Source organism: Curtobacterium sp. MEB011, assembly GCF_030209655.1.
Taxonomy (GTDB): Bacteria; Actinomycetota; Actinomycetes; order Actinomycetales; family Microbacteriaceae; genus Curtobacterium; species Curtobacterium poinsettiae.
In genome coordinates this window covers 211,483-236,477 of record NZ_JARVRN010000009.1, presented here as the reverse complement: position 1 = coordinate 236,477, position 24,995 = coordinate 211,483, and the positions used below count along the sequence as shown (strand labels likewise).

The following is a 24,995-nucleotide window of genomic DNA, read 5'->3' as shown; positions in this document are numbered from 1 at the left end:
GCTTGTAGCGGGGGCGTTCGACGTCGTACCCGAGCTCCTCCACCCCCACCAGCGTCGTGTACGGGTAGCACTCGAACATCGCCGGACCGGTCCGTGCCCGCATGGCGTCCGTGTCGGAGACGTACCCGACGCCGAGTGCGGTCAGCCGGTCGAGCAGCGCTGACCCGGCGCTCGCCGCAGATGCCTGGTTCGTCGGGTTCGCCGCGACCTTCCACCGGCCGTAGCGCTGCCCGACCTGTCGTTCGGACTCGCGGATCCCCGTCGGGTTCGTCACGACGAGCGAGGCGTCCACCGCGATGAGGGACCGTTGCCCGAGGTGCGCGGCGATCCAGTCGGTGACGGCGTCGACCCCGCGGGCCCACCCGGCGTCGGTGATCGTGCCGTCGGAGTCCATCGCGACCAGCCCGGTCTCGTTCGCGGCCTTCCGATCCGAGCCGAGTCCCCACGCGAGGTCGATGCCGAGGTACGCGTTCACCCGCCCCATCCTGCCGTGCCCGCACGACACCGGTGTTCGTGCGCTGAACACCGGTGTGCGCGTGTTCGACCCGGGAACACCGGTGTCCAGCGGGAGCGCGGAGGCACACGCACACCGGGCTGCGGGCGCGCGGCGGGCACGCGTGTACGGTCCGCTGCATGGCGAGCGAAGCGACGATGGTGCGTGTGCCCGGGCCTGACGGCGACCGCGAGGTCCGGATCAGCAGCCCCTCGCGGGTGCTCTGGCCCGAGGCGGGGATCACGAAGCTCGACCTGGCGGAGTACCTCGTGACGGTGGGCGATGCCTTCGTCCGGGCGAACGGCGACCGGCCGATCTCGCTGCAGCGGTTCCCCGATGGTGTCGACGGCGAGCAGTTCTTCTCCAAGAACCCGCCGAAGGGGGCCCCCGACTACGTCCGGTCGGTGACGGTGACCTACCCGAGTGCCCGGTCGCACCCGCAGCTCGTGATCGACGAGCCGGCCGTGGCCGTGTGGGCCGCCCAGATGAACACGGTGGTGTTCCACCCGTGGGCCTCACGCGCCGAGGACAGCGACCACCCGGACCAGCTCCGCATCGACCTCGACCCGCAGCCCGGCACCGACTTCGGTGACACGGTGCCCGTGGCCGAGGAGCTCCGGAAGGTCCTCGACGAGGTCGGGTTGACCACGTGGATCAAGACGAGCGGCAACCGTGGCCTGCACGTGTTCGCGCCGATCCACCCCGAGCACGAGTTCCTCGACGTGCGGCACGCGGTGATCGCCGCAGCGCGTGAACTCGAACGCCGGATGCCCGACCAGGTGACGACCGCGTGGTGGAAGGAGGAACGGGGACAGCGGATCTTCGTCGACTTCAACCAGGCGAACCGCGACCGCACGATGGCCGGTGCCTACAGCCCCCGGGCCCTGGCGCACGCCTCGGTGTCGACGCCGATCACCTGGGACGAACTGCCGACCGCTGACCCGACGACCTTCACGATCCGGACGGTTCCGGAGCGGCTGCGGACCACCGGCGACCCGTGGGAGTCGATGGGGGAGCAGCCGGGCAGCATCGCACCGCTGCTGGAGTGGTGGAAGCGTGACCTGGCGAACGGCGAGGGGGAGCTGCCGTTTCCGCCGGACTTCCCGAAGATGCCGGGGGAACCGCCGCGCGTGCAGCCCTCACGGGCGAAGAAGCCGAGCTGAGGCCCAGCGGTCGAGCAGACGGGCCCAGCCGAGCCGAACCTCAGGCTGCGGAGGAGACGTCCCGCTGGCGGTCCGGGTCCTCGACGCGGGTGGTGTGCGTCGGCAGCCCGACGCTCGCGGTGTGCAGGCGGGTCAGTCGCGACCAGGTGCCGCGGTGCGCGTCGGTGATGCCGTCGACGATCACGCGCCGAGTCCGATCGTGACGAGTGCGAGCGCCGTGGCGGTGACGCCGGCGATGGCACTGATGACCGCGCTGAGCTGCAGGACGCGCTGACGCCGTGCTTCTCGGACTTCGGTGAAGGGGCTCCGCTGAGGGTGGCGGACAAGCGTGCTGGTGCTCATGTCGATCCCCATTCGATCCAGGCATCCGCGGCTCCGGAATGGACGCCTCGTGCTGCTGGGAACATCCTCACACGACTTCGCTAGTTCGGCTAACTACTCATCCGGAAACGTGACCGAACAGCGACAAACGGACACCGCAGTGCGTTCCACGACCCGGAGGAACGCACAGGGGCGATGGCGAACGCCTCAGGACAGCACGTCGTGCAGGTCGTACGCACTCGGCACCTCGAGCTGCTCGAACCCGCACGACGTCGCGTCACGGTCGGGCCGCCACCGCTCGAACTGCACGGTGTGCCGGAACCGGTCGCCCTCCATCTGGTCGTACCGGACCTCGAGCACCAGTTCCGGCGCCAGCCGGACGAACGACGTGTCGCGACCCGACGAGAACCGCGACCGTTCCCCGTCACCGGTCACGGGCCTCCCGTCCGCATCGCGGAGCACGGCGGGCTCGAGTTCTTCGACCAACGCGGCCCGTCGCTTGTCCGTGAAGGCGGAGACGCCGCCCACCTGGCGGAGCTCGCCGTCTGCGTCGTACAGGCCGACCAGCAGCGACCCGACACCGGAGCCGCTCTTGTGCACGCGGTAGCCGATGGCGACGACGTCGGCGGTGCGGTGGTGCTTGATCTTGAGCATGGTGCGCTTGTTCGGTTCGTACGGCCGCGCGCGGGGCTTCGCGACGACACCGTCGAGCCCGGCGCCCTCGAAGGTGGTGAGCCATTCGCGGGCCTGCTCGACGTCGAGCGTGGTGCGGGTGACGAAGAGCGGGGCGGTCATCGCGTCGCCGAGCCGTTCCAGGCGCTCGCGGCGCTCGTCGAACGGCAGGTCGAGCAGTTCCTGCCCGTCGACCGCCAGCAGGTCGAACGCCACGAACTGCGCCGGGGTCTCGACGCTGAGCTTGGCGATCCGTGAGGCCGCCGGGTGGATGCGCTGCGACAGGGCCTCCCAGTCGAGCCGCTCGGCACCGGGCTCGCCGGACCGCAGGATCACCTCGCCGTCGAGGACGACCGGGTGGTCGCGTCCGCCGAACTGCGCGCGGAACGCCTCGACGAGTTCGGGGAAGTACCGGGTGAGCGGCTTGGCGCCGCGGCTGCCGATCTCGACGTCGTCGCCGTCGATGGTCACGATGCCGCGGAAGCCGTCCCACTTCGGCTCGTACCGCAGCCCGCCCTTCGTGCTGTCCGGGTCGGGCACGGTGGCGACGGCCTTGGCGAGCATCGGTGCGATCTCCATGCGTCCTGTCTACTCGCGCGCGTCGTCGGCGCTGTCGGCGCGGTGCTGCGCAGCCTGCGCCGTCTGCCTGGAGGCCCGTGCTCCGCCCGGCGCGTGCGTTCGGTGAGCAGGAATGGTCGGGTCCACGGCCCGCACCCGACCCTTTCTGCTCACCATGCGTCGGGAGCAGGGCCATCGCCGGCCAGACACGCGTCGGTATGGTGGCGAGCGTGACGACCGTGCCCCCGCCGGCAGCGCCTGCCCCGGAACCGATCAGCCCCGTGCAGGCCGCCGCGCTCCGCGACGGAGTCCTGCCGCCCGTCGAGCAGGTCCGGCCGGGCATCTGGACCCTCGCGGTGCCGTTCCGGTTCGGGGTGCCCGACGCCACCCTGGTCTACGTCGTCGAGGGGGCGGACGGCTCGCTCGCGGTGATCGACCCCGGGTGGTCGGCCGACGGCCGTCTCGACGAGCTGCGGGACGGCCTCGCCGCGATCGGACGGGACCTGGACGACGTGTCGCTCGTCGCCGTGACGCACCTGCACGCCGACCACCTGGGCGCCGCAGCTGCGATCCGCCGGGCGACGGGTGCACGTGTGGCGATGCACGGCCTCGAGGTCGGAGCGCTCGAACGGGAGCGCGCCGACGCCGAGCGGAACGACGCGGACATCGCGACGTGGGGGCTGCCCGAACACCTGCGGGCCGGGGTCGTCGAGGCATGGGGCAGCGGCCGTCGGATCGGGATGGGCCGGATCGAGGCGCCGTACGCCGACGTGTCGCTGGAGGACGGCGACCTGCTGCCGATCCCCGGTCGGACGATCCGCACGCTCTGGACCCCGGGGCACACGGGCGGGCACGTGTGCTTCCTCGACGAGGCCGACGGGCTGCTGTTCTCCGGCGACCACGTGCTGCCGCGGATCAACTCCGGCATCGGGCTCGGTGGACGGGCCGGGACGAACCCACTGGGGGACTACCTGGCGTCCTTGGCCCGGCTCGACCCGTACGCCGAGCTCGAGGTCTGCCCGGGGCACGAGTACCGGTTCCGCGACGTCGTCACCCGTGCGCGGACCCTGGCCCGGCACCGGGAGGAACGCTCCCGCCGTGTCGCCGCGGCCCTCGACGCACTGGACCGTCCGACGCTGTTCGAGGTCGCCGCCCGGGTGCCGTTCAGCGGCGGGATCGAGTCGATGACCGGGTTCCTGCTCGCGAGCGCACTGACGCAGACGGCCTTCCACGCAGACCTGCTCGGGCGGGCTGACGAGGTGCGGCCCGCCTGACCTCAGCCGTCCGCGGCCGCGCGGGTCAGCCGAGCGTCGTCGCGAGGCGTTCGATCGTCGTCTTCGCGTCGGCGAACTCGGCGGCGGCGTGCTCGGCCAGGGCGGCGAGGTCCGGCAGCCGGTCGGCCAGGGTGGCGCTGACGGTGATCGGGTACAGCTTCATGCCGAGCGCGGTGCCGAGCACGATGTGCAGGACGGGGGAGCCGTGGTCCCAGCCCTCGGTCGGGGTGCCGGCGTCGTAGGTCGCGCCACGGCTCACCACGGTCACGACGGGTCGCCCGGCCAGGGGCTGCACGCCGCCGGTCAGGATGCCGGGCACGTGGATGCGGTCGATCCAGGCCTTCAGGGTCGAGGGCACCGTGTAGTTGTACAGCGGCGCACCGACCACGACGACGTCGGCGGCCAGGAGCTCGTCGATGACCTCCTGCCGCAGTGCGTCGGCTTCGGGCGCGACGGTCTCGTCGGCGGTGCGGTCGGCGGCGGCCCAGTGCAGCGCGGAGCTCTCCAGGTGGGGGAGCTGGTCGACGTGCAGGTCGCGCCGGACGACCGTGTACTCCGGGCCGCGGGCGCGCCAGGCATCGGCGAAGGCTGCGGTCAGCGCGCGCGAGCGCGAGTGGGAGAGGTCGGCCGAGGAGTCGATGTGCAGCAGCGTGGGCATGTCGCCAACGCTACCGGCGCGGACCCACCCGGGTGCTGATGCGGGAACGGCCCCGCTGCTCCGGTGGGGAGCAGGCGGGGCCGTGGCGGGCCTCCCGTCCGCCGCGCGGGCACGCGACGGACGGGAGACGTCTCCGGGTGTCAGCGCTGGGCGCGACGACGGCGCGCGAAGCGGGCGCCGATCAGCCCGGCACCGGCGACCAGCAGGCCGAGGGCCCACGGCAGTGCGTCGGTGGTGTCCGAGCCGGTGTAGGCGAGCTGGCCGCCGGTGTTGACCGGGGCGACCGGGGCCGCTGCGGGTGCGACGGGGGTCGGGTCGGCGATGCCGGCGGCGACGGTCGGCCGGACGTCGACGGCGAACGACGTGCTGAAGTCGCCGGCGGCGACGGTCAGGTTGTGGATCGACGCGTGCGGGAACGTGACGCCGACGATGCCGAAGTCACCGAGCTCGGGGTCGGGCGCGATGACGTCGCTGGCGATGTCCGACGTCACCGTCGGCAGCTCGCGCGTCTCGCTGTCGAAGCCGCCCTCGGGGTTGCCGAAGCGGTCCACGAGACCGCCCTGGACCACGAGCGTGCCACCCTGCTCGATGGTCGGACGGCCGCCGATCTGGAAGTCGTCCTCACCGAGCGTGAAGACGCTGCCGTCGGGCTCGATGATCCAGCTCGTCCGTTCCTGGTCGCTGTCATCGAAGAGGCCAGCGCGGTCGGTCGTGTAGACCATGACGCCGATCGGGGCTGCGGCCTCGACGGTCATCGACACGTACTGCGTGACGGACTCGGTGCCGCTGGTCGCGGTGACGGCGAAGTCGTAGTCCATCGCGAAGGTGGCGGTCCCGCTGAGTTCACCGGTCGAGGCGTCGAAGGTCAGGTCGAAGGGGAGCTGTTCCTCGGGGGACGACTCGTCCTCGGGGAACTCCTCGGCGTAGTCGGCGTCCTCTTCGGAGAACCAGGTGAGGCTGTACTTCGGCTCCGGGAAGCCCTGCGCACGGAAGGTGTGCGAGAAGGCGTCACCGGCGACGGTGCTCAGCGCGAGCGGGTTGTCCTGCGTCGCGCCGGCCTTGGTGGGCTGGCCGTCCGCGCCGAGGAACGCCGGGGTCTGCGTCACGGCCGCGGTCGCGGCCGAGGTGACGGTCGACGTCTCGGTCGCGCCGGGCAGCGTGCCCGTCACGGCGACCGTGATGGTCTTGCGGACGTCGGTGGGGTCGACGACGTAGCTCGCGGCCTTCGACAGGACGTTGCCGTCCTGGTCGGTCCACGAGTACTTGTAGCCTGCTTCGTCGTCGAAGCCGGTGACGACGGCGACGAGTCGGGTGCCGACCTTCGCAGCGCCCTCGATGGCGACGGTGGCGTCGGCGGCCTCGGCGGTGACGTCCGGCTTCGGGGTCTCGGTCGGCGTCGGCGCCTCGGTGGCCGTCGGCGCGGTGGTCTCCGGAGCGACGGGCTCGTCGGTGGCCTCCGGGGCCGGTGCAGCCGGGGTCTCCTCGGCGGGAGCCGGGGTCTCGGGCGTGGTGTCGGCGGGCGGATCCGTCGGCGTGGACGTCTCGCTGCCCTCGGCCGGGGCCGGGGTCTCGACGGCCGAGATCGGCTGCGTGGTGTCGAGCGTCTCGGCGTTGGCGGCCGTCGCGGTCATGATGCCGAGGCCGGTGGTCAGGCCGACCAGGGCGACGGTGGTGCCGACGGCGCAGGCGCGACGGACTGTGGAGGTGCTGCGGTGCACGGGTTCCCCCAGGGAATCGGTCCGGGCCACTGGCCCGGATCATGTGAATTTGCCGAGAATGTCGGCGTTCTCGGATCGTAGCGGGATCAGGTCCTGGGGCTGTGACGATTCACCGGAATGTGACCCGGGTTGGGGGTGTGTGCGGGAAACCGCCTGACTTCCGCAGCCGCGGCGCGGCTGCGGAGGTGCGGAAGGACGGACGGGAGGCCCGGTGCCAGCTGGCACCGGGCCTCCCGTCCGTTCGTCGGTCGCGTCTCAGGCGCGACGGCGCCGCAGACGGTGGACCAGCAGGCCGCCGCCGCCGGCGGCGAGCAGGCCGAGCGCCCACGCCAACGGCGTGGTCTCGTCGGCGCCGGTGTAGGCGAGGGTGCCGGGGGTGCCGCTCGTGGTGGTCGCGACCGCGGCCGTGGCGACGGGACGGACGGCGACGACGAACGTGGTCGAGGCGCCGCCCTGGGTGATGGTGAGGCGGTGGTCCGAGGCGTGCGGGAACGTCACCTTCGAGGCGTCGCCCCGGGGATCGGTGGCGATCTTGTCCGACGCGACCGAGCTCGTCACCGTCGCGCCGAACCCGGTGCTCACGGAAGCCGGCGCGGTCGGGTTGCCGAACCGGTCGACGGCGAGGCCGGACACCACCAGCGAGCCGCCCTGCTGGACGGGGATCGAAGTGACGGTGCCGAGGGGGTCGCCCCCGCCGGAGAACGCGCTGATGACGCCACCGGGTGCGACCGACCAGACCGTTGCGCCGGGTGTGCCGGTGTCGACGATCGCCCGGACCCCGACGGGTGCGGCCGGCAGGACGGTCAGGCGCACGTACTCCGTGGCGGTCGCGGTGCCGCGGAGGGCGACGACCTCGAAGTCGTACGTGCCAGCGGTGGTCACGGTGCTGGTGAGCACCCCGGTCTCGACGTTGACGGTCAGGTCGGACGAGGGTGCGTCCTGGATCGCGTACGCCAGCGAACCCGTGCCGCCCGTGGTACGGAACGTGTGCGTGAACGTCGCGCCGGCGGTGGCGGTGAGGGCGAGCGGCTTCGCCTTCGTCGAGGGCTCGGTGAAGACGACCGGCGACGGCGAGACGGTCAGGCGGACGTACTCGGTCACCTGTGTCGAGCCGCTGAGCGCCACGACCTCGAAGTCGAACGTGCCGGCGGTCGTCGGCGTGCCGCTCAGCACGCCGGTCTCGACGTTCACCGTGTAGTCCGCCGACGGGGCGTCCTGGATGGCGTACCCGACGGTGCCGTTGCCGCCCGTGGTGGTGAACGTGTGACTGAACGGCGTGCCGACCGTCGCGGTGAGGGCGATCGGGGCGGCCTGGGTCGACGGCTCGGTGAACGCGAGGTCGCTGCCGTCACCCGGTGCTGCCGCCGGGGTGGCGCTGTCCGTGGCCTTCGCGGCGGGGCTGGCGGCGTGCGTCAGGCTGGCACCCGGTGTCGCGGTCGCCGTGGTGCTCGTCGGTGTCGTCGTCCGCGTCGGCGTCGCCGCCGTCGCGGGCGCGCTGACGCCGATGACCGAGCCGATGGCGGTCGCCGCGACGACGATGCCGATCGTCGCCGCGCGGCGGACGGGCGGCTTGGTGGACTGGTGCATGGTTCCCCCTCGGGAGTCTGGTGGTGAGCACACGGTGCCCGCGCGCTCCTCTGTGCTGACGTTACGGTTCACAGACCCGTTCCGACCCCTGCCGGAGATCACGGTTTCGTCTCGGTACTACCGGCTCTCATCTGGGGTTTTTCACAGAAACGCGCGACGACGGGCCGGAGGTGCGGGGCGGTCCCGCCGCGCACCTCTGGTCCGTCAGGCGGTTGCCGTGACGTGCCTCAGCCGAGTCGGCGACGCAGGCGCCAGACGAGCAGGCCGGCGCCCGATGCCAGGAGACCGAGGGCCCACGCGAGCGGGCCGGACTCGTCGGCACCGGTGTACGCGAGGGTGCCCGACGCGGTCGGCGTGTGGGTGGTCGTGACCGTGGTCGTCGCCGTCGGCTGCACCTCGAAGCGGATGGTGCTCGTCACGTCTCCGGACGCGACGGTGATCGTGTGCGGCGACGCGTGCTCGAAGGTCACCCACGTGGCCACGGCCTCGGGGTCGTACTCGGTGCGGTCACTGGCCACGTCGCTCGTGAATGTGAGGTCGGTGTGGTCGCCGACCGGCTGCCCGTCGGCATCCACGGCCAGGGCGCGGATCTGCACCCGGTCACCCTGTCGGGCCGGGATCGCGTCGACCTGCTGCGGGTCGCCGTCCGCCGGGTAGTAGGTGATCACGTCGCCATCGACGCCCCACCGGTCGCCGGAGGTCCCGTCCGCGGGGAGCACCCCGATGGTGATGCCGGTGACGGCAGCGGGGGCCTCGGAGACGCGGACCGTGAACGAGGTCGAGACGCCGCCCTCGGACACCGTCAGTGTGCGGGTGCCCGGCTCCGAGAACGTCACCGTGTTCGCCGACCAGTTCGGGTCCCAGACCACGCCGTCGGACGCGGTGGTGCTCGTGACGGTCGAGCGCGGGTACTCGTCGCCCGGGGTGGTGCGGTTGCCCAGCGCGTCGACGGCCAGCCCCGCGAGGGTCACGGAGGAGCCGACCGTGGCGGGGACCTCCGACACCACGGTGTCACCGGTGCCACCCGGCGCGTACTCCCGGATCGTCCCGTCGGCGTCGATCTGCCAGCTGACGTCGGAGTCCGAGCTGTCGACGCCGAACGTGACACCCACCGGGGCGCCGGGCTCGATGTCGACCTGGACGTACTGCACGGCGGTCTGGTGCAGGTCGGTCGCGGTGACCTGGAACAGTGCGGGTCCGTCGAACGTGCTCTTCGGGGTGGCGCTCAGGACACCGGTCTGCTCGTTCCAGGACCAGCCGTTGACGTCGTTGGTCGGGTCGAAGTTCAACGGGTTGAACAGGTACTCCAACGGGCCGTCGCCGCCCTGGGCGGTGAAGGTGTGCGAGAACGGCTGGCCGGCGGTCACGGTGAGGACGATCGGCGCGTCCTTGCTCGACGGCTCCGCCCAGGTGACGGGTGTCGATGCCTCGGGGGCAGCCTGTTCTGCGGCGGCGGGGGGCGTCGGCGCGGTGCCCGCGGCGGTCGTGCCCTGCGGAGCCGACGTCGCGGTGGTGCTCGGCGCAGCGGTCTCGTCGGTCGCTGCGGAGGCGGCGCTCGCCCCGATGCCGAACGCCGACGAAGCGGTGACGATCGCGATCGCCGCTCCGATCGCCGCGCTGCGGCGGAAGGTGTACTTGCAGGACTGGTTCACGGGATCCCCCTCGGATGCCTGGACGGGACGCCGGATCAGCGTCCTCTACTCAGGGAATGTCGCCCGCTGGCCAGTCCTGACGATCGCTCGATCACAGAATGATCACAACGGCAACGGAGCTCCGCAGCCGTCGTGCCGACCCGAGCCGCGCCTCCAGACCGCCGTGTCACGCTCCGACGACGGACGCGGCACGTTCGAGCGCGGCGCGGAGAGCACGCACCGCTGGCGACGACGCGCCAGCGGCGCGGACCACCGTGAAGATCGTCCGTCGCGGACCCTCCGGCAGCTCGAGCAGTCGACAGGTCGTCGTCCGGCCGGTCCACATCAGGTCCGGCATCAGGCTCACCGCGTTGCCGGACTCGACCAGGCGGATCTGCGTCTGCAGGTCGGCGGTCTCGTACCGGACGTCTGGCTCGAAACCCCAGCGCCGACAGACCTGCTCGGCGAAGTGCCGCGACGCGGTGCCGCGGGGCTCCATCACCCAGGGCATGGTGCGCGCGTCCTCGAGCGACGACACCGGGCGCAGCGCGGTGTCGAGCGGGGGCAGGGCGAGCCGCACCGCGTCGGTCGTCAGGTCCGATCGGTCGAGCCCGGGCAGGTGCGGTGCGGCATGTGCCGGGTACTGCTCGGCGATCACCATGTCGAAGTCACGAGCCCACGTCTCGTTCAGTGCGGTCTCCGGCTCCCGCTGCACCATCTCGACCCGGACGTCGGGGTGTTCCGTCGCCATCTCGTGCAGGGCGCTCGGCATCAGGGCCAGGGCCGCGGACTGGAACACGGCAACCCGCACCCGGCCCTGCACGGACGACAGGGTCTCCTCGACCTGGGACTGCGCGTGCTCGAGGACGTCGAGCACCTGGCCCGCCGCGGTGACCAGCACCTCGGCCTGCGGGGTGAGCTGCAGCCGTCGGCCGGCCTTGCGGAACAGCTGCACACCGGCCTCCCGCTCCAGGGCGCTGAGCTGCTGCGAGACCGCCGACGGGGTGAAGTTCACCGCCTCGGCGACGGCCGCGATCGTGCCACGGATGGACAGCTCACGGAGGAGCACGAGACGGCGGACGTCGAGCATGGTCCGACGCTAGCCGGAGCGCGACCGGAACGGTAGCGCAACTGAACGGTATCCATCAGGAACGCTCACTTCCGCTACCGCATCCCGGACCTCCACACTGAACCCATGACGACGCTGCACGAGGACTCCGCCATCGACCACGACGCCCTGGCGGACCAGTCCGTCGCGCTCGTCCGACAGTGGCTCGCCGAGGCCGAGTCGTACCCCGTCGACGGCTCCGCGAAGCAGCTCGCCGGGGTGCTCGCCGACCCCGCCGGCCTCGACTTCGCCGTCGGGTTCGTCGACGGCGTCGTGCGACCGGAAGACCTCGCCGTCGCCGCCCGCAAGCTCCGCCAGATCGCCCCGGACGCCCCCGGGTTCCTGCCCGCCGCGCTCCGCGGACTCGTCCGACTCGGCGGCGGCATGGCCCCGGTCCTGCCGAACGTCGTCGTCCCCATCGCCCGCCGCGTCCTCCGGAACATGGTCGGCCACCTGATCGTCGACGCCACCGACTCCAGGCTCGGCCCGGCCATCGCCGGCATCAAGCGCGACGGCGTCCGCCTCAACGTCAACCTGCTCGGCGAGGCCGTGCTCGGCGAACGCGAAGCCGCCCGCCGGCTCGAGGGCACCCACAAGCTCCTGGCCCGCGACGACGTCGACTACGTCTCCATCAAGGTGTCGTCCACCGTGCACCCGCACTCCCCGTGGGCGTTCGACCACGCCGTCGACGACATCGTCGAGCAGCTCCGACCGCTCTTCCAGCGCGCCGCAGCCGCCAGCCCCGCCAAGTTCATCAACCTCGACATGGAGGAGTACAAGGACCTCGACCTCACCATCGCGGTCTTCACGAAGCTCCTCGACGAGCCCGAGTTCCTGGGCCTCGAAGCCGGCATCGTGCTGCAGGCGTACCTGCCCGACGCGCTCGCCGCGATGCAGGAGCTGCAGGAGTGGTCCGCCGCCCGCCGTGCCCGCGGCGGTGCCGGCATCAAGGTCCGGCTGGTCAAGGGCGCGAACCTGCCGATGGAGCAGGTCGAGGCCTCGGTGCACGGCTGGCCGCTCGCCACCTGGCACACCAAGCAGGACTCGGACACCAACTACAAGCGGGTGCTCGACTGGGCGCTCACCCCATCGCGCGTCGACAACGTCCGCGTCGGTGTCGCCGGGCACAACCTGTTCGACGTCGCCCACGCCTGGCTGCTCGCCGGTGAGCGCGGCGTGCGGGACGGCATCGAGTTCGAGATGCTGCTCGGCATGGCGCAGGGGCAGGCGTCGGCCGTGAAGAACACCGTCGGTTCGCTCCTGCTCTACACGCCGGTCGTCCACCCGGGCGAGTTCGACGTCGCGATCGCCTACCTGATCCGCCGTCTCGAAGAAGGCGCGTCGCAGGACAACTTCATGTCCGCGGTCTTCTCGCTGGTGTCCTCGCCGCGGCTGTTCGCCCGCGAAGAAGAGCGCTTCCGCGCCTCCCTGGTGCCGCTCGCGACGCCCGAGGGGCTCGAAGCGCCGGCATCCCACCGGGTCGCAGACCGGTACGCCGCCGTCGGCCGCCCCGGCCCCGGCCACTTCGAGAACACCCCGGACAGCGACCCCTCGGTCGGCGCCGTCCGCGCCTGGGGCGACGCCATCACCGCACGGGTCGCCTCGTCGACGCTCGGCGTCCGTGCCGTCCAGGAGGCCCGGGTCGACTCCGCGACGGCGCTCGACTCCGCGCTCGGTCGCGCCAAGGCCGCCGGTGCGGTCTGGGGGACCTGGTCCGGTGGTGCCCGTGGCGCCGTGCTGCACGCCGTCGGCGACGCACTCGAGGCGAACCGTGCCGCCCTCATCGAGGTCATGGCGTCGGAGACCGGCAAGACCATCGACCAGGCCGACCCCGAGGTGTCCGAGGCGATCGACTTCGCGCACTTCTACGGCACCCTGGCGTCCTCGCTCGACGACGTCGACGGTGCGACCTTCACGCCCGCAGCGCTGACCCTCGTCGCGCCGCCGTGGAACTTCCCCGTCGCGATCCCCGCCGGGTCCACCCTCGCCGCACTGGCCGCCGGGTCGGCCGTCGTCCTGAAGCCCGCGCCGCCCGCCGAGCGCTCCGGCGCCGTGCTCGCCTCGATCATCGAGACCGCGCTGGACGCCCACGGGGCACCGGCCGACGTGCTCGCGTTCCTGCAGGTGTCCGAGGACGACCTCGGGCAGCAGCTCATCGCGTCGCCGATGGTCGACCAGGTCATCCTCACCGGTGCGTACGAGACGGCCGAGCTGTTCCGCTCGTTCCGCCCGGACCTGCCGCTGCTCGCCGAGACCTCGGGCAAGAACGCCGTGATCGTCACGCCGTCGTCCGACCTCGACCTCGCCGTGAAGGACGTCGTCGCGTCCGCGTTCGGGCACGCCGGCCAGAAGTGCTCGGCAGCGTCCCTCGTCGTCATGGTGGGCTCGGTCGCGAAGTCCAAGCGGTTCCGGAACCAGCTGCTCGACGCGGTGGCCTCGCTCACGGTGGGGTACCCGACCGACGCGGCGACGCAGATGGGTCCGGTCATCGAGCCGGCCTCGGGCAAGCTGCTCGACGGCCTGACGACGCTCGGGGCGGGGGAGTCCTGGGCCGTCGAGCCGAAGCAGCTCGACGAGACCGGCAAGCTCTGGAGCCCGGGTGTCCGACAGGGCGTCCGCCGTGGCTCGGAGTTCCACCGCACCGAGTACTTCGGCCCGATCCTCGGCATGATGACCGCCGACTCCCTCGACGAGGCGATCGACATCGTGAACGAGGTCGACTACGGCCTGACCTCGGGACTGCACTCGCTCGACCCGGCCGAGATCGGCACGTGGTTGTCGCGGATCCAGGCGGGCAACCTCTACGTCAACCGTGGCATCACGGGCGCCATCGTCCGGCGGCAGCCGTTCGGCGGGTGGAAGAAGTCGGCAGTCGGTGCGGGCACGAAGGCCGGTGGGCTGAACTACCTGCTCGGGCTCGGGTCGTGGACGTCGGCGCCGGCGGCCGGTGCGTCCGGTGTCGCCGTGTCGGGTCCGGTCTCGGCGTTCGCCCGGGCTGCCGAGGTCGCTTCGCCGATGCTCGACCGCGCGCTGGCGTCCGACGAGCAGGCCTGGTCGACGCTGTTCGGCACCGCGACGGACGTCTCGGCGCTCTCCGCCGAGCGGAACATCGCCCGGTACCTGCCGTTCCCGTCGGTGCAGGTGCGGCTGGCCGCGGTCGCCGACGCGGACGCTGACGCCTCGGTGATCGAGCTCGTCCGCGTCGTCGCAGCCGCACTCCGGGCTGGCACGACGATCGAGGTCTCCACGGCCGCGACGCTGCCGTCGTCCGTCGCCTCGGCGATCCGGTCGCTGCCGATCGTGCGCTCGCTGTCGCAGACGGTGTCCGACGGGGCCTTCGCGAGTTCGGTCGCCTCGGGTCCCTCGACCCGCGTGCGGCTCATCGGTGGGGACACCTCGGCGCTGTACTCCGCCGTCGGTGGTCGTCCGGACGTCGCGGTGTACGGCGGCCCGGTGACCGAGGCCGGGCGGCTCGAGATCCTGCCGTTCGTCCGCGAGCAGGCGGTGTCGATCACGGCGCACCGCTTCGGCACGCCGAACTATTTAAGCTCTGGTCTCATCTGACTCGCTTGACTAGCGGGCCGGGGTCGCTCTAACCCGATGACCCTAGAACGCGGGTAGACCCTGTCGAGCGCTTCTGCGCGAGATCACCTAGAGTATCGACGTGGCTCTCGTAGATGAGATCGAAACGCGCTCGCGTGAGATCAAGACCGATGGATATTCGATGTCAATCGGCGAAATGATGTCGCTGTATCGAGATGGCGATTTGGACGTGCATCCCGAGTTTCAGCGGATTTTCCGCTGGACAGAGGAGCAAAAAGCGCGTTTAGTCGAGTCGATCTTGCTCGGCATTCCGGTCCCGACCATCTTCGTTTCCCAGCGTTCGGATGGAGTGTGGGACGTGATCGACGGCGTGCAGCGCCTTTCTACCCTGCTCCAATTCGTCGGAGTCTACGCAGATGAAGATGGCAACGCGGTCGAGGCAGAGCCGCTGCGTGCCACGGAATACCTTCCTTCTCTCGAGGGCTATGTGTGGGAAAGTGGTAACGACGCTATCCTCTCGTTCGACGAGGTTCAGCGACGCGACTTCAAGCGCGCGAAGCTTGATTTCCGCATCATCAAGAAGGAAAGCGACAAAGATGCGAAATACGACCTCTTCCAAAGGTTGAATTCTGGTACCGAATTGTCTGCGCAAGAAGCGCGGAACTGTCTTCTCGTGATGCTGAACGCTCCGATGTATCGGTGGCTTGTGAATCTCAGCACAGGGGTGCAATTCAAAAACACCGTCCCGTTGACGAGCAGGAAGGAAGATGAAGGTTTCCGACAGGAACTAGTCCTTCGCTTCCACCTTTACAAGGATTTCGACGGCGGGCGAGGTGAACTGCCGCAGGAGTTTGGTGAGTACCTGACAGCCTGGATGCGTGAAGCGGCTGAGGCTGGAAACTTTGACCTCGCGGCGCACGAAAACTCCTTCAACGAGGCCTTCGAATTGCTCGACGCGGCTCTTGGAGAGGATGCTTTCCGGCGCTACGACGCCGAGAAGCTGCGCTTCCTTGGGGCGTTCTCAATCTCGGCCTTCGAAGCAATTGTGTCGGGGCTTGCGGGTTCGCACGCAAAGTGGGCCAAGCGAACGCCTGCCGACTTGGCCGACAGAATTAAGTCGATGTGGAACGAGCCGGCCTTCCGCGACAACAGTGGTACCGGCGTTAGTGCTCGCCGGAGAATGCCGCGTCTGGTGCACTTCGGCCGCGAATACTTCGCCTGAGATGGCCGCTCCAACCGCGGAGGCATTTGCGGACAGTATCGATGATGCTTTCGGATGGCGTCGAATGGAAATCGAAGCCATGCGCACCGAGGTGGAACGACTGAATCCTGAGCAACTAAGTCGGCCATTCGCTCGTATGATACTGCGATCCTCTGTGGCACTCCTATACGCCCACTGGGAGGGTTTTAGTAAACAGGTTCTGCAAGCTTACTTGGACTTTGTGGCGAAGCGAAGGCTCACGTACGGTGAGTTGGATAAACCCCTGCTGGTGACGGCGGTCCGGCACAAGTTCGAAAGGATGGCGGTTGATCCCGCTTTCGCTGCGGACTTCGTGGAAGACCTCCTGGCTCTTAGCGCGAAGCGTGCTCAACTCCCAAAGCGGGGTGTTGTCGAGACCGGATCGAATCTCCGGTTCGATAGATTGTCTTCGATATTCACATCCCTAGGATTGGACATCGCGCCGTTTGAGACGCGTCAGCACCTGATCGATACCAGGCTTTGCGATGCGCGCAACGACATCGCCCACGGCGGTGCGGTTGTACCGGATCCGGACAGCGTGCTTGAGTTGATTGTGATCGTGCTGCAGATGATGGGCGAAGTCGGGACCCAGCTGTCGAATTCGATCGCTCAAAGGTCCTACAGGTCGGACGTTGCCTAGGTGCTGGCGTCCGGAGCGGCGTACTCCGCACCGTTCGGGACACCGAACCCGTCCGTTAGCGCCATGATCTGAGGCAGGAAGTCACGAGTGGTTCTCTCCGTCCGACTTTCAGAGGAGAACCAGCGCTCCACGTCGATCGCGGGCCGGCACTCGGATCTGGATGTGCTCGCCCACCAGGAGCGCTGGGTCGTCGTCGCCCGCTTCGAGGACAACGGCAAGTCCGGCAGCTACTAGTGCGGATCAGCCCGGAGCCTGCCAGCGACCCGCGGACGCGCCGCCAGCACGCGAGACCCCGCGTCCAGCGGCCGGGGCCACGCGCAGCGCTGGGCGGGCCGGGCGGATCGGGGGACGTCGTGTCAGCCGAAGAGCTTGGGTAGGAAGTACGTCAGCACCGATCCGCCGATGGCTCCAATCAGACCTCCGAACCACTGACTCTCGAACCAGCGAGCGGGCGTGGTCTCTGACTTCAGTTTAAGCGGGTGGTACGGCTCCGCGCGCCCGTGGTGAGTCAACAGCCGCTCTATCGCTGCGTGCACACGCAGCACGTCGTCCGCATCGGCACCTACGTACTCGGCAGACAGGGAAAGCCCGTCTGGCCCCTGCCAGTCGGCGTAAAGGAACAGCGTGCCCTCAACATGCATGCGTCGCCTGCTACCCAGCGCTCGTCGCTCGATTGAGGCGTACGCGGACTTCGGGGCAGCTCCTGTGCGTTCGAGGCGTTCTAGAGCGGCGTGCAAGTCCAAGCCGTGCTCCGCCAGTTGCCACTGCACAGCGTTCTCGACCGAGGCGTACACCTCTACCTCTCCGCCGCTATCCACCAGGTCCTCGCGGAAGTTGTCGTACACGTCAAGCAGGGCGGTGCGGAGCTGGTCGGCGCTCTTGAAGTAGCGCTCCTCATTCTCCGAGTGTTGTTCGGGCACGCCTCCAATGTAGAGCGGGGCTGGCGTGAATGTCGGTGGCGCTCCGTACTCTGTGAGACCTATTCACCTACAGAGAGGAACCACGATGACCGACAGGGACGAAGTGCTCGAGGCACTCAACGCCGCGAAGCTGGCATTGCTCAAGCGGATCGAGAAGGCCGGAGCGATCGGCGGCTCCACGCCCAGCTCGGTCTCCGAACTGGCGCTCGCCTACCGCTACCTGGCAGGCGGTCCGCAGCCGGGCGGCGTCGTCACGGAGAAGTAGTCCGACGCGGAGGCCGGGCGACTCGAATGTCCGTCCCTTCGTGCTGCCCGCTTCAGTCCTCGAGCTGGGCCAGGATCTCGGCTTGCCGGGCGCGCAGATCCTCGAGGAGGCGGCGGCGCGGATCAGTCGGCGGGTTCGAGGTGCTCGACAGGGCGTGGTCCAGCTTGCCCGTGCGGCGGTTCAGTTCCGCGGACTCCGCGACCAGCGCCCGGCGGTGGAGGGCATCGGGGGACTCGGCGGCCGGGGTGAAGCGGTCGCCGTGACGCGGGGTGGCAGTTGAGTCGGCCCCCGATCCCCATGGTGCTGCGGAGGAGGGGGCAAAGTGGGTACACGCTTCCCAAAAGACCTAAGAACACTGGTCGTTCCGGCCCAGTTTGTTCCTGGCCTCTATCCCATCCCCGGAACTACGCGGATCTGGGCGGGGCAGGTTTGCGGCGGAACTTGCCCCGCGTGCTGCCGTGGCACCAGCTTTCATGGCGCATCAGGTTCGATTGGGCACGCCCAACCACCTGACCGACGACCTGATCTGACCCCGGACTGCGGCGCTGGCGTTCGGGTCCAGCGCCGCTTGCACAGCCGAAGTGCCCCCGAACCGTGCGATCGCGTGGTTCGGGGGCGCTCTGGTTGTGCGGCGTGCGGAACGTCGTGCGCGCGGCTGTCCGGTCGCCGCACGGCCTCGGGTGCTTCGGAGGCACCGAGGGTTGCCTCGGGTGCGCGTCGCAACCACGGCGCGCAACCCTGAGGAGCTCCACCATGACCGAGCCGTTCGCACGCCCGACCGCCCTGGCCCACGTCCGTGTCACCGTGACCGACATCCACCGCAGCAAGGCGTTCTACCAGCAGCTGCTCGGCACCGACCCGGCGATCGACTTCAGCGACCAGGTCGACGAGCCCGGCGTGCGCGAGGACCGTGAGCGCTTCTACGGCGGCTCCGTGTTCCGGCTCGGCGACCAGGTGTTCGGGCTCCGTCCGGTCGCCCCGGCGGGGCAGACGTTCGACCCTGACACCGTCGGCCTCGACCACGTGAGCTTCGTCGTGGGGTCGGTCGACGAGCTGCACCAGGCGGCTGCACGCCTCGACGCCGCAGGGGTCGAGCACGGCGAGGTCACCGACCTCGGCGACGCCGGCATGGTGATCCTGTCCGTGCAGGACCCCGACGACATCAACCTCGAGCTGGCTGCGCTGAAGGGCTGAGGTCCTCAGTCGGCGACGGCGGGCTGCTGCGCGACCATCGAACCCGTGACGAGCTCGCGGAGTTCGGCGGGCAGCGGGATCGGACGACGGGCACCTTCACGGTCGATGATGACGTGCACGAACTCACCCGTGGCGAGCAGCGCCCCGTCGGACTGCCGGAACAGGCCGAACTCCCACGACAGGCTCGTGGTGCCGAGGTGCTTCGAGCGCATCCCGACCTCGATGACGTCCGGCCAGACGGCGGACTCCACGAACCGGCAGCTCGACGACACCAGCACGGCGATCCACTCCGACGAGAACGGGTCGAGCCCGGCGAACTCGCGGAACCAGTACGTCGACGCGTTGTCCATCGCCGAGTAGTAGATCGTGTTGTTGACGTGCCCGAACATGTCGTTGTCGTTCCACCTGGTGGGGTAGGAGCGGCGGAACGGGTACTCGTCGATGGTCATCGGTCTCCGATCGGTGGTGCGGGTGTGGCGTGCACCGCGTCGGGCCGCAGGACGTACTCGAACGCCGCACGTGCCCGGTCGGGATCAGGGGTCTCACCGGAGATGAACTCGGCGTAGGTGAACGACTCGGAGATCCGGACGAGCAGCCGTGCGAGCTCCTCAGCCGACAACGGTGCCGGATCGAACGTACCGGACGACTCCTGCTGCTCGATGAGTGCGGTGACCCGGGCGACGAACCGGCTCTGCACGTCGCTCTCCGAGGTGGTCAGCAGACGCATCGCCCGAGCCGGTTCGCGGGTCAGGAACGCCCGGAAGTACGGGGCGTCGATCAGGTCCGCGGTGAACCGGTCGAGCACGACGACGAGCCGGGCTGCCCCGGTCGCTCCGATCTCGTCGGCGGCGTGGGTTGCCCCGTCGAGCGTCGGGACGGCGAGGGACCACAGGATCTCGGACAGCAACCGGTCACGGTTGCCGACCCAGCGGAACAGTGACGTGCGATCGACGCCGAGTGCGGCAGCCAACGCCCCCATGTCGATCCGCGACCCGGCGATGAAGGTGTGACGGGCCTCCCGGAAGGCGCGCAGCGCAGAGTCTGATGTGTACACGCGATCCTCTCTTGCAACGTTTTCGAGAATGATGCATCGTGGTTCCCATGTCAACGACCATGCCCGCCACGGCCCTGCTCGAATCGGACTTCTACGGCTTCCAGCAGCAGCTCACCGAGCAGGAGCGTGCGTCGCTCGGGCAGCTCCGGCAGTACCTCGAGCAAGAGGTCCGGCCGATCGCCGACGAGTACTGGGCGCGCGCCGAGTTCCCGATGCAGGTCATCGCGCCGCTCGCCGAGCTCGGCATGTACGGGCCGGGCGTCCCGATGGTGCGCCGGTTCGAGAACTCGGCCGTCTACCGCGGGTGGACAGCACTCGAGCTCGGCCGGGTCGACGCCAGCGTCGCCACCTTCATCGGTGTGCAGTCCGGCCTGGCGATGAACTCCATCGCGGTCGCCGGCAGTGACGAGCAGCAGCGGGAGTGGCTGCCACGGATGGCCGCCGGCGAGGTCATCGGGGCCTTCGGACTCACCGAGCCGTACTCCGGCAGCGACTCCGCCAAGGGCCTGCGCACGACCGCGCGGCGCGAGGGCGACGAGTGGGTGCTCGACGGCGAGAAGCGCTGGATCGGCAACGCCACCTTCGCCGACGTCGTCGTGATCTGGGCGAAGGACGTCGCCGACGGCCAGGTCAAGGGCTTCCTGGTCACCACCGACACCGCTGGCTTCACCGCGACGAAGATCGAGGACAAGATCGCGCTGCGCGGCGTGCAGAACGCCGACATCGTCATGCGGGACGTCCGTGTCCCCGAGTCGCGTCGGCTGCAGAACGCCACGTCGTTCCGCTCGACCGCCGAGGTGCTCCGACTGACCCGCACCGAGGTCGCCTGGCAGGCGGTCGGCATCGCGATCGGCGCGTACGAGGCCGCCCTGGCCTACGCCCGCGAGCGGGTCCAGTTCGGCAAGCCGATCGCCGCGCACCAGCTCGTGCAGGACCTGCTCGTCAAGTCGCTGTCGAACATCACGGCCTCGATCGCACTCTGCACGCAGGCCTCGGCCATGCAGGACGCCGGGGTCGGTGGCGACGAGCACTCCGCGATGGCCAAGGCGTTCGCCACTTCGAAGATGCGCGAGACCGTCGCCTGGTGCCGCGAGGTGCAGGGCGGCAACGGCATCGTGCTCGACAAGGGCGTCGCTCGGTTCTTCTCCGATGCCGAGGCGATCTACTCGTACGAGGGCACGCGCGAGGTCAACACCCTGATCGTCGGCCGGGCGATCACCGGGCAGGCCGCGTTCGTGTAACTGCCCGGCTGGTGTGGAGCGGTTCGCCGGTTCGCTGGTTCGCCGGTTCGCTCGTTCGTGTCAGGCCGGTGTCGACTTGAGCAGCCGGTTCACCGCGATCATCGCGCCACCCACCACCGCCGGGACGCCGCCGCCGGGGTGGACCGACGCACCGACCCGCCACAGCCAGGGCCGCCAGGGGTCGTTGTACGAGGGACGGTGGAACGGCCCGCTCAGCCACGGCGGACGTGCCGCTCCGTAGAGCGCCCCGTGTGGTTCGCCGCCCTCGCCGTAGTACTGCGGATCGAGCACGACCTGCTCGTCGAGCAGGTCGGTGAGGGGCCCGTCGAGTCCCATCGCGCGGGAGACACGGTCGACCTCGCGCCGCACGAAGGGGTGCTCCGCCGTGTAGTGACCGCCGTCGGCGGGCGCGGTGAGCAGGATCCCTGCGGTGCTGCGCCCGTTCGGGTACACCTCGCCCGCGCGGTACTGGTTGACGAACACCATGGTGTCCGCCGGCTCGTCGCCGGCCTCCAGGCTGCGGTGCAGTGCCGCCGGCTTCGTCGGGAGCACCACGCTGTGCGCCGCGAGGTCCGCCGGCAACTCCTGGCGGAGGACGCCGTACACCGCGACGGCCGAGCAGGAGAGGGTGCGCGGACGCAGACGGGGGAGCGGTGGGATCCGCGACGGGCCCGTCAGTGTGGTGAGGCGGTCGGCGTCCACGGCGCTGACGACGAGGTCGGCCGGGTACCGCCCGACCTCGGTGGTGACCCACCCGCGCTCGATGCGGGTGACGGCCTCGCCGGTGCGCACCTCGGCTCCGGCGGCCTCGGCCAGCCGGCCCAGCGCGAGCACGATCTCGTAGATCCCGCCGCGCGGCACCCAGGCACCGGTCTCCGCCATGATCGCCGGCATGCTCGCGTAGAGGGCCGGGGTGCGTGCCGGCGAGACGCCCGCGTTGAGGGTGTGGATCGCGATGATCTCGCGCAGCCCGTCCGGCAGCCACGGCAGGCCGTCCAGGTAGGCGCGCGTCGTGAGTCGCGAACCGTAGACGGCCAGGAGCCGACGGAGCGCCGGGAGGGCCGCGCGGTCGAGGGGGTCGGCGAGCAGCAGCTCGGTCACGTCGTCGGCGAGGGGTGCGTGCAGGTCCGAGAACCGGCGCCAGGCGGGGTACCACGGGTGGTCGGGCGCCACCGGCAGCGAGGTCTCCTCGCCGTCGTGGTAGTAGCGACCGACCTCGGGCATCCGCACCAGGTCGAGGTGACCGGCATCGCGAGTGCGCTCGGGTGCGCCCGCGTCCGCGCCGTCGCCGAGTCGCCGCAGCAACTCGTCCCACACGGCGGGGAACGTCATCAACGACGGGCCGGTGTCGATCCGGTCCGCACCCAGGTGGATGCGCCGGCTCTTGCCGCCGAGCTCTGCGGAGGATTCGAGCAGGGTGACCCGATGGCCAGCACGTGCGAGCAGCGCGGCGGCGGTCAGGCCGCCGATCCCGCCCCCGACCACGACGATGCGGCTCACGAGCGGCCTCCCAACACGATCGACACCATGAGGAGCACCCCGACGAACGACCCCGCGATGTACGGGAAGGCGACCGACAGACGGTACAGGCGGTGACCGGTCTCCGGCGTCGGATCACGAAGCAGGGACACCACCAGGATGCCGGCGATGAGCAGGTTGACTGCGGCCACGGGCACGCTCACCACGGCGAAGAGTGCCGTCGAGGCGATCCACCAGGACCCGCTCCACCATGCCGTCCCGCGCGCGCCGAGCCGGACCGCGGTGGTGGTGATGCCCGCACGGCGGTCCTCCTCGATGTCCTGCACCGCGTCGAAGGCGTGCTTGGCCACGCTCCACGCCATCAGGCCGAGGGCAGCCGGCCACACCGGGGTGACCGAGAGCGCCGCGGGGACGATGACCAGCGGCAGCGCGTACGCGGCGTTGCTCAGCGAGTCGAGGAACGGCCGCGCCTTGAACCGCAGCGGCGGTGCGGAGTAGAAGACGAAGACACCCGCGTAGAGCAGGATCACCGCGTTCGCGAGCGGCGGCAGTGCGATGGAGAAGTAGACGAGGAACGGGACGTTCACGACCGCGACGGCCCAGGCGATCAGTCGCACCTCGGACTGTCGGATCCTGGCACCCTCGATCGACCCCTTGCGGGGGTTGGCCGCGTCGGTGTCCTGGTCGTAGATGTCGTTGACGCCGTAGATGAGCAGGTTGAACGGCAGGGTGAGCCACAGGATGAGCGGCAACGCCCGCACGTCGAACAGCGCGCCGGTGAGCCACACGGCAACGAGCCCGGAGCCGATGGTGTTGATCCACAGCACCGGTCGCGAGATGAGCAGGAGCCGGCGCACGGCCGGTCCGATCCCGGACAGCGCGGTTCGCGGGATCCGCTCGAGTCCGTCAGTCACGGGCCCGAGCGTACCCGGCCGACGGTGACGCCGGGCGCCGGCTTCCCCGCCACACTGGTCGGATGCGCATGATGCTGCTCACCGCCGGCACCCGTGGCGACGTCGAGCCCTTCGCCGCACTGGCACGACGTGCCCTGTCCCGCGGACACCAGGTGCGGCTGGCGCTGCCGGACGACGCGGTCGCGCCTGACGGTGTCGACACCGTGCGCCTCGGCCTGGACGCGCACCGGGTGCTGTTCCCCGTCCGGCGCACCCCTCGAGGGCTCGCGCACCACCTGCGCACCGAGGTGCGTCCTGCGATGCGCCGGATGCTCGCGGCCGCGGTGCGGGAGAGCGTCGACTTCGGCCCCGGCGTGGTGGTGCACCACCCGCTGATCCTGAGCGCTCCGATGGTGGCGGACGCGCTCGGCGTCCCCCGCGTGCTGGTGGAGTTCGCACCCGTGGCGACCCCGAGCGAGCGCTTCCCCGCCGCCGGAGGCCCGACGGCGACCCGAGACCTCGGCCCGCGCAACCGGTCCACCTACGCCGTCCCCCGCGCCGTCGCCCGTCTCTTCGACGCCGACGTGGTGCGCGCCGCCGCCGAGTTGCCGGGCGGCCGTCGTCCCGCGCGGCGGTCGCCGTCGCGTGCGACGCTCATGGCTGTGAGTCCCGCGTTGCTCCCGCGGCCCGACGACTGGCCCGAGCGGGTGCACCAGACGGGGGCCTGGTACGAGGCGACACCGTCGGCGTCACTCGACCCCGAGGTCGGCGACTTCCTGCGGGCCGGTCGCTTCATCGTCGCCTCGTTCGGGTCCATGGCGACGGGGACGGCGCGGGACGCAGCGGCTCGAGGGTCTGCGATCGTCACGGCTGCCCGTTCCCACGGCCTCCGGGTGCTGCTCGTCACCGGGGCGGGCGGCCTCGCGCTGCCGGCTGAGCTCCGTGGCCCCGACGTGCTGGCGGTGGGGTCGACGCCGTTCGACGCGGTGCTGCCGGGCGCGACGCTCGCCCTGCACCACGGCGGGGCCGGTACCGCGCACGCCGTTGCCCGCGCCGGCGTGCCCGCGGTCGTCGTGCCCGTCACCGCGGACCAGCCGTTCTGGGCCGCGCAGCTGCACCGACAGGGCGTGGCCGCCGCTCCGGTTCCGCTGCGTCGCGTGTCGGCGGGCACGCTCGAACCCGCGATGCGCGATGCCCTGACCCGCCGCGACCGTGCCGCCGACGTGGGTCGACGGATGCGGGCAGAGCAGGGGGTCGAGCGGGCGCTCGACGTGCTCGAAGCCCTCTGAGCCGTGGTCGCGGCGCGGGCAGGGATCGTCGGCGGCTGCTCCTTCGGTCCGGAC

The 24,995-nt window shown here is 70.4% G+C and carries 24 protein-coding genes; 11 read left to right on the top strand and 13 right to left on the bottom strand.

The features are described 5' to 3' along the window. Positions 1-101 precede the first annotated feature (101 nt). Together QRN30_RS12720 and ligD are read left to right on the top strand one after the other, a co-directional pair. The gene (locus QRN30_RS12720; protein ID WP_284761175.1) at positions 102-224 is read left to right on the top strand and encodes a hypothetical protein; all 123 of its coding nucleotides are present in this window, start codon (positions 102-104) and stop codon (positions 222-224) included. 409 nt (positions 225-633) lie between these two features. After that, positions 634-1,656, top strand: a complete 1,023-nt coding sequence (gene ligD / locus QRN30_RS12715) for a non-homologous end-joining DNA ligase (protein ID WP_284761174.1) — start codon at positions 634-636, stop codon at positions 1,654-1,656. A 40-nt stretch (positions 1,657-1,696) separates the two neighbouring features. On the opposite strand, the gene QRN30_RS12710 is transcribed toward ligD, so the two are convergent. From QRN30_RS12710 to QRN30_RS12700, 3 genes are all read right to left on the bottom strand, one after another. Further along, entirely contained in the window at positions 1,697-1,840 is a 144-nt protein-coding gene (locus QRN30_RS12710) for a hypothetical protein (protein ID WP_017886554.1), read from the bottom strand. Further along, the gene (locus tag QRN30_RS12705; protein WP_156155271.1) at positions 1,837-1,998 is read right to left on the bottom strand and encodes a hypothetical protein; all 162 of its coding nucleotides are present in this window, start codon (positions 1,996-1,998) and stop codon (positions 1,837-1,839) included. Before QRN30_RS12705 ends, QRN30_RS12710 begins: the two co-directional genes overlap by 4 nt. 186 nt (positions 1,999-2,184) lie before the next feature. Further along, positions 2,185-3,228, bottom strand: a complete 1,044-nt coding sequence (locus QRN30_RS12700; RefSeq protein WP_284761173.1) for an ATP-dependent DNA ligase — start codon at positions 3,226-3,228, stop codon at positions 2,185-2,187. 209 nt (positions 3,229-3,437) lie between these two features. On the opposite strand from QRN30_RS12700, the gene QRN30_RS12695 reads away from it, so the two are divergent. Beyond that, on the top strand, positions 3,438-4,481 hold the full coding sequence (locus tag QRN30_RS12695; protein WP_175470748.1) for an MBL fold metallo-hydrolase: 1,044 nt from the start codon (positions 3,438-3,440) through the stop codon (positions 4,479-4,481). Between the two features lie 25 nt (positions 4,482-4,506). Here QRN30_RS12695 and QRN30_RS12690 read toward each other — a convergent pair whose 3' ends face one another. The 5 genes from QRN30_RS12690 to QRN30_RS12670 form a co-directional block, all read right to left on the bottom strand. Continuing rightward, positions 4,507-5,139: an FMN-dependent NADH-azoreductase gene (locus QRN30_RS12690; RefSeq protein WP_017886558.1), complete on the bottom strand. Its 633-nt coding sequence runs from the start codon at positions 5,137-5,139 to the stop codon at positions 4,507-4,509. A gap of 140 nt (positions 5,140-5,279) precedes the next feature. Continuing rightward, positions 5,280-6,857, bottom strand: a complete 1,578-nt coding sequence (locus QRN30_RS12685) for a hypothetical protein (RefSeq protein WP_017886559.1) — start codon at positions 6,855-6,857, stop codon at positions 5,280-5,282. Between the two features lie 255 nt (positions 6,858-7,112). Then, positions 7,113-8,444, bottom strand: coding sequence for a hypothetical protein (locus tag QRN30_RS12680; protein ID WP_284761172.1), 1,332 nt, complete (start codon positions 8,442-8,444; stop codon positions 7,113-7,115). Between the two features lie 227 nt (positions 8,445-8,671). Further along, a complete protein-coding gene (locus QRN30_RS12675) occupies positions 8,672-10,096 on the bottom strand; it encodes a hypothetical protein (protein WP_284761171.1) in 1,425 nt (474 codons plus the stop codon). A gap of 166 nt (positions 10,097-10,262) precedes the next feature. Continuing rightward, positions 10,263-11,165 (bottom strand): LysR substrate-binding domain-containing protein, encoded by a 903-nt coding sequence (locus tag QRN30_RS12670; RefSeq protein ID WP_017886561.1) that lies wholly within the window; start codon positions 11,163-11,165, stop codon positions 10,263-10,265. A gap of 105 nt (positions 11,166-11,270) precedes the next feature. Here QRN30_RS12670 and QRN30_RS12665 point away from each other — a divergent pair, with 105 nt between their 5' ends. The 4 genes from QRN30_RS12665 to QRN30_RS12650 all read left to right on the top strand — a co-directional run bounded on the left by QRN30_RS12665 (position 11,271) and on the right by QRN30_RS12650 (position 16,840). Further along, entirely contained in the window at positions 11,271-14,747 is a 3,477-nt protein-coding gene (locus QRN30_RS12665; RefSeq protein WP_284761170.1) for a proline dehydrogenase family protein, read from the top strand. A gap of 100 nt (positions 14,748-14,847) precedes the next feature. Next, the gene (locus QRN30_RS12660; RefSeq protein WP_284761169.1) at positions 14,848-15,948 is read left to right on the top strand and encodes a DUF262 domain-containing protein; all 1,101 of its coding nucleotides are present in this window, start codon (positions 14,848-14,850) and stop codon (positions 15,946-15,948) included. 1 nt (position 15,949) lies between these two features. Continuing rightward, the gene (locus QRN30_RS12655) at positions 15,950-16,606 is read left to right on the top strand and encodes an MAE_28990/MAE_18760 family HEPN-like nuclease (RefSeq protein ID WP_284761168.1); all 657 of its coding nucleotides are present in this window, start codon (positions 15,950-15,952) and stop codon (positions 16,604-16,606) included. Between the two features lie 87 nt (positions 16,607-16,693). Continuing rightward, positions 16,694-16,840, top strand: coding sequence for a hypothetical protein (locus QRN30_RS12650; RefSeq protein WP_284761167.1), 147 nt, complete (start codon positions 16,694-16,696; stop codon positions 16,838-16,840). 122 nt (positions 16,841-16,962) lie between these two features. On the opposite strand, the gene QRN30_RS12645 is transcribed toward QRN30_RS12650, so the two are convergent. Beyond that, positions 16,963-17,526 (bottom strand): hypothetical protein, encoded by a 564-nt coding sequence (locus tag QRN30_RS12645; protein WP_284761166.1) that lies wholly within the window; start codon positions 17,524-17,526, stop codon positions 16,963-16,965. Between the two features lie 85 nt (positions 17,527-17,611). Between QRN30_RS12645 and QRN30_RS12640 the strand changes: the two genes are divergently transcribed. Then, complete coding sequence (locus tag QRN30_RS12640) at positions 17,612-17,791, top strand: hypothetical protein (protein WP_284761165.1); 180 nt, start codon at positions 17,612-17,614, stop codon at positions 17,789-17,791. A 753-nt stretch (positions 17,792-18,544) separates the two neighbouring features. After that, positions 18,545-18,985 (top strand): VOC family protein, encoded by a 441-nt coding sequence (locus QRN30_RS12635; protein ID WP_017886563.1) that lies wholly within the window; start codon positions 18,545-18,547, stop codon positions 18,983-18,985. 5 nt (positions 18,986-18,990) lie between these two features. Here the strand turns inward: QRN30_RS12635 and QRN30_RS12630 are convergent, their stop codons facing one another. Continuing rightward, on the bottom strand, positions 18,991-19,434 hold the full coding sequence (locus QRN30_RS12630; RefSeq protein WP_017886564.1) for an acyl-CoA thioesterase: 444 nt from the start codon (positions 19,432-19,434) through the stop codon (positions 18,991-18,993). Then, positions 19,431-20,039 carry a QsdR family transcriptional regulator gene (locus tag QRN30_RS12625; RefSeq protein ID WP_017886565.1) on the bottom strand — a complete coding sequence of 203 codons (609 nt, stop codon included), beginning with the start codon at positions 20,037-20,039 and terminating at the stop codon, positions 19,431-19,433. Before QRN30_RS12625 ends, QRN30_RS12630 begins: the two co-directional genes overlap by 4 nt. A gap of 47 nt (positions 20,040-20,086) precedes the next feature. Here QRN30_RS12625 and QRN30_RS12620 point away from each other — a divergent pair, with 47 nt between their 5' ends. Then, positions 20,087-21,280: an acyl-CoA dehydrogenase family protein gene (locus tag QRN30_RS12620; protein WP_420920895.1), complete on the top strand. Its 1,194-nt coding sequence runs from the start codon at positions 20,087-20,089 to the stop codon at positions 21,278-21,280. A 60-nt stretch (positions 21,281-21,340) separates the two neighbouring features. Here QRN30_RS12620 and QRN30_RS12615 read toward each other — a convergent pair whose 3' ends face one another. Together QRN30_RS12615 and QRN30_RS12610 are read right to left on the bottom strand one after the other, a co-directional pair. Then, positions 21,341-22,780, bottom strand: a complete 1,440-nt coding sequence (locus QRN30_RS12615; RefSeq protein WP_284761164.1) for a phytoene desaturase family protein — start codon at positions 22,778-22,780, stop codon at positions 21,341-21,343. After that, on the bottom strand, positions 22,777-23,673 hold the full coding sequence (locus tag QRN30_RS12610; RefSeq protein WP_017886568.1) for a UbiA family prenyltransferase: 897 nt from the start codon (positions 23,671-23,673) through the stop codon (positions 22,777-22,779). Before QRN30_RS12610 ends, QRN30_RS12615 begins: the two co-directional genes overlap by 4 nt. Positions 23,674-23,735: 62 nt before the next feature. On the opposite strand from QRN30_RS12610, the gene QRN30_RS12605 reads away from it, so the two are divergent. Continuing rightward, positions 23,736-24,941: a glycosyltransferase gene (locus QRN30_RS12605; protein ID WP_284761163.1), complete on the top strand. Its 1,206-nt coding sequence runs from the start codon at positions 23,736-23,738 to the stop codon at positions 24,939-24,941. Positions 24,942-24,995: the final 54 nt, after the last annotated feature.

Coding starts and splice junctions, on each gene's coding strand:
- QRN30_RS12665 (WP_284761170.1), top strand. CDS start 11,271: ATGACGACGCTGCACGAGGACTCCGCCATCGACCACGACGCCCTGGCG.
- QRN30_RS12680 (WP_284761172.1), bottom strand. CDS start 8,444: ATGCACCAGTCCACCAAGCCGCCCGTCCGCCGCGCGGCGACGATCGGC.
- QRN30_RS12620 (WP_420920895.1), top strand. CDS start 20,087: ATGTCAACGACCATGCCCGCCACGGCCCTGCTCGAATCGGACTTCTAC.
- QRN30_RS12705 (WP_156155271.1), bottom strand. CDS start 1,998: ATGAGCACCAGCACGCTTGTCCGCCACCCTCAGCGGAGCCCCTTCACC.
- ligD (WP_284761174.1), top strand. CDS start 634: ATGGCGAGCGAAGCGACGATGGTGCGTGTGCCCGGGCCTGACGGCGAC.
- QRN30_RS12655 (WP_284761168.1), top strand. CDS start 15,950: ATGGCCGCTCCAACCGCGGAGGCATTTGCGGACAGTATCGATGATGCT.
- QRN30_RS12700 (WP_284761173.1), bottom strand. CDS start 3,228: ATGGAGATCGCACCGATGCTCGCCAAGGCCGTCGCCACCGTGCCCGAC.
- QRN30_RS12690 (WP_017886558.1), bottom strand. CDS start 5,139: ATGCCCACGCTGCTGCACATCGACTCCTCGGCCGACCTCTCCCACTCG.
- QRN30_RS12630 (WP_017886564.1), bottom strand. CDS start 19,434: ATGACCATCGACGAGTACCCGTTCCGCCGCTCCTACCCCACCAGGTGG.
- QRN30_RS12720 (WP_284761175.1), top strand. CDS start 102: ATGGCGTCCGTGTCGGAGACGTACCCGACGCCGAGTGCGGTCAGCCGG.
- QRN30_RS12670 (WP_017886561.1), bottom strand. CDS start 11,165: ATGCTCGACGTCCGCCGTCTCGTGCTCCTCCGTGAGCTGTCCATCCGT.
- QRN30_RS12635 (WP_017886563.1), top strand. CDS start 18,545: ATGACCGAGCCGTTCGCACGCCCGACCGCCCTGGCCCACGTCCGTGTC.
- QRN30_RS12640 (WP_284761165.1), top strand. CDS start 17,612: ATGACCGACAGGGACGAAGTGCTCGAGGCACTCAACGCCGCGAAGCTG.
- QRN30_RS12605 (WP_284761163.1), top strand. CDS start 23,736: ATGCGCATGATGCTGCTCACCGCCGGCACCCGTGGCGACGTCGAGCCC.